The following is a 2,869-nucleotide window of genomic DNA, read 5'->3' on the forward strand; positions in this document are numbered from 1 at the left end:
TCATAATATCCCCTTTCTATTACTAATTTAATGTTTTTATTTATAATTAACATAATTTCTTATGCATTATAAAAATAGATAAATCTATTAAAAAAATAAAAATTGTATATTAAAATAAAAACATTAAATTAGTAATAGAAAGGGGATATTATGAATTTAAATCATTTACAATACTTTGTTAAGTTAGCTCACTTAGAGCATTATACGAAAGCTGCAAAAGACTTAGATATAACTCAGCCTAGTCTTAGTCACGCTATTTCTTCATTAGAAGAAGAGCTCGGCACAAAGTTATTTGAAAAGCAAGGTAGAAATGTGAGTTTAACTAAATACGGAAAAATCTTTTTAAAATATGTAGAAAAATCTTTAGATTATTTACAAGAGGGAGTGGATAAAACTAAGGCTCTTACTTGTGCGACAAGTGGACTTATAGACTTAGGCTATATATATACGCTGGAGACTGAATTTGTACCGCTTATGGTAAGAAAATTTTTAGACAGCAATAAAGATAAGAGTTTTGGATTTACATTTTCATCTAATAATACAAAATCTATTATAGAAGGACTAAAAAATGAAAAATATGATATAGGATTTTGTTCTAAAGTAAAGGATGATAAAGATATAGAGTTTATAAAAATAAAACAAGAAGAGTTGGTAGTAGTAGTTCCAAAAAATCATGAGTTATCTAAATATAAAGAGATAGATTTAATAAAAACTGCATCTTACAATCAGATTGCATTTACTAAATCGAGCGGACTTAGAAAAGTTATAGATGACTTATTTAAAGAAATAGATAAAAAGCAAATTATATCTTATGAAGTTGAAAATGACAGTTCTATGGCAGGTTTAGTATCAGGAGGATTTGGGATAGCAATAATGCCTAATATACCTTTTTTAAAAAATTTGAATTTAGATATAATAAAATTAAAAAGTCCAGTTTATAGCAGAAATATATATATGGCAAAATTAAAAAATAAATACTTATCTCCAGCAGTAGAACAATTTAGTAAATTTATAATTGAAAATTGTGACTCTAAAGAAAAAATTGAAACTAAAAATATATACTAAAAGATTTATTATATATTAAGGTATGACTTTTTTTGATATAATAATTAATAAGATAAATATTATTATATTAAAAGGGAGATTTGAGGAGTATGAGGATTTTAAAAGTAAGGGATGTAGAAATAGGAAAAGGTATACCTAAAATAATTGCTCCAATATGTGATAAAACAGAAAAAGAAATTTTACATACAGCAAAGAAGTTTTCTATTATACCAGTAGATTTTGATATATTAGATATAGATATTGTTGAATGGAGAGTAGACTGGTACGAATATTATAATGATTATTCAAAGATAGAGATAGTTCTTGAAAAGCTTAGAAAAATATTAAAAAATATACCTATTATATTTACAATTAAAAGAAATACAAGCGATGGGGAAGCTGATATAACTGAAGAAAAGTATGTAGAGATATATAAAGAAGTATGTGCTACTAAATTAGTAGACTTTATAGATGTTGAAGATAGTATAGGCAAAGATAATATGAAGGAAATAATTGAAGTTGCAAAAGATATGGGCACATATGTAATAACGACTAATCATAATTTAGATCACACGCCATCTAAGGCAGAATGTATTGCTACAGCAAAAGAATTAGAGGATATGGGTGCTGATATTATAAAAATAATAACAAAGCCGAGCAGTAAGTTAGATGTTGTTGAACTTCTAGAAACTACAATTATAATTTCAGAGCATATATCTAGCGTGCCTATTTGCACAATATCAATTGGTGAAAAAGGTGGACTAAGCAGGATTTGTGGAGAATTTTTTGGTTCATGTTTGACTTATGGTGTTAATATTAAAAAAAGTGCACCAGGACAACCCAATATTGAGGACTTGAGCAATTTATTAAAATTAATACATAAAAATATAGAGGCGTAAAATTATATATCAAATATATAAGATTTTAAAAATAAATTAATTGGATTAAAGCTTGAATTAGACTTATAATAAAAATAAAAACTAATTTAAGGGGAAAGAGTATGAAAAATATTGAAAATATTAGAGAGAAAATTAGTGATTGTGATAGTAAGATAATTGAGCTTTTAACAGAAAGAATGAACTATATTGAAGATATTATAGCCTATAAAAAAGAACATGGACTGCCTATACTTCAAGAAGAATTTGAAGCACAAAAAGAAATTAGTTTGAGAAATCAAATAGATGGAAATAAATTTGAAGACGAGATTTTAGATGTATTTAGATATATAGTAGATAATGGCAAAAAGATACAAGCTAAAAATTTATTTGCATATAATATATTCTTAATTGGATTTATGGGAGTTGGAAAAACTACAGTGTCTTCTTACTTAAGTCATATGCTATCTATGGAAGAAATAGAAACAGATGCGCATATAGTAAAGATGGAAGGTATGACTATTGCAGAGATGTTTAAAATAAAAGGTGAAGAGTATTTTAGAAAATGTGAGACAAATACCTTAATATCTTTAAAACAAAGACAAAATACTATAATTTCATGTGGCGGAGGTATGGCCCTTAGAGATATAAACGTAGAATATATGAAACAAAGTGGAAAGGTTGTACTACTTACAGCATCACCAGAAACTATATTTGAACGTGTTAGATATAGTAATGAAAGACCTCTATTAAATGGAAACATGAATATAGAATTTATATCAAATTTAATGAAACAAAGGGAGCAAAAATATTTAAATGCAAGTGATATTATAGTATCTACAGATAATAAAACAATAAATGAGATATGTGAAGAAATAGTACAACATACAAAAATAGTGCTGATTGTTGCGCTCTTATTACTGTAGATAATTTACATCAAATTACAAATA

The 2,869-nt window shown here is 26.1% G+C and carries 3 protein-coding genes; all 3 read left to right on the forward strand.

What is annotated here, in order from left to right; translation table 11 throughout:
* Positions 1 to 150 precede the first annotated feature (150 nt).
* The 3 genes from I4U58_RS13340 (at position 151) to I4U58_RS13350 (ending at position 2,845) form a co-directional block, all read left to right on the forward strand.
* Positions 151 to 1,065 (forward strand): LysR family transcriptional regulator, encoded by a 915-nt coding sequence (locus tag I4U58_RS13340; protein WP_195931823.1) that lies wholly within the window; start codon positions 151 to 153, stop codon positions 1,063 to 1,065.
* An 89-nt stretch (positions 1,066 to 1,154) separates the two neighbouring features.
* Positions 1,155 to 1,943, forward strand: a complete 789-nt coding sequence (aroD, locus tag I4U58_RS13345) for a type I 3-dehydroquinate dehydratase (protein WP_195931824.1) — start codon at positions 1,155 to 1,157, stop codon at positions 1,941 to 1,943.
* 101 nt (positions 1,944 to 2,044) lie between these two features.
* Positions 2,045 to 2,845 carry a shikimate kinase gene (locus tag I4U58_RS13350; protein ID WP_195931825.1) on the forward strand — a complete coding sequence of 267 codons (801 nt, stop codon included), beginning with the start codon at positions 2,045 to 2,047 and terminating at the stop codon, positions 2,843 to 2,845.
* Positions 2,846 to 2,869: the final 24 nt, after the last annotated feature.

The organism is Clostridium sp. 1001270J_160509_D11 (assembly GCF_015667935.1).
Taxonomy (GTDB): Bacteria; Bacillota; Clostridia; order Peptostreptococcales; family Peptostreptococcaceae; genus Intestinibacter.

Excerpts from the sequence above, each read along its gene's own strand:
- I4U58_RS13340 (WP_195931823.1), top strand. The coding sequence starts at position 151 with ATGAATTTAAATCATTTACAATACTTTGTTAAGTTAGCTCACTTAGAG.
- aroD (WP_195931824.1), top strand. The coding sequence starts at position 1,155 with ATGAGGATTTTAAAAGTAAGGGATGTAGAAATAGGAAAAGGTATACCT.
- I4U58_RS13350 (WP_195931825.1), top strand. The coding sequence starts at position 2,045 with ATGAAAAATATTGAAAATATTAGAGAGAAAATTAGTGATTGTGATAGT.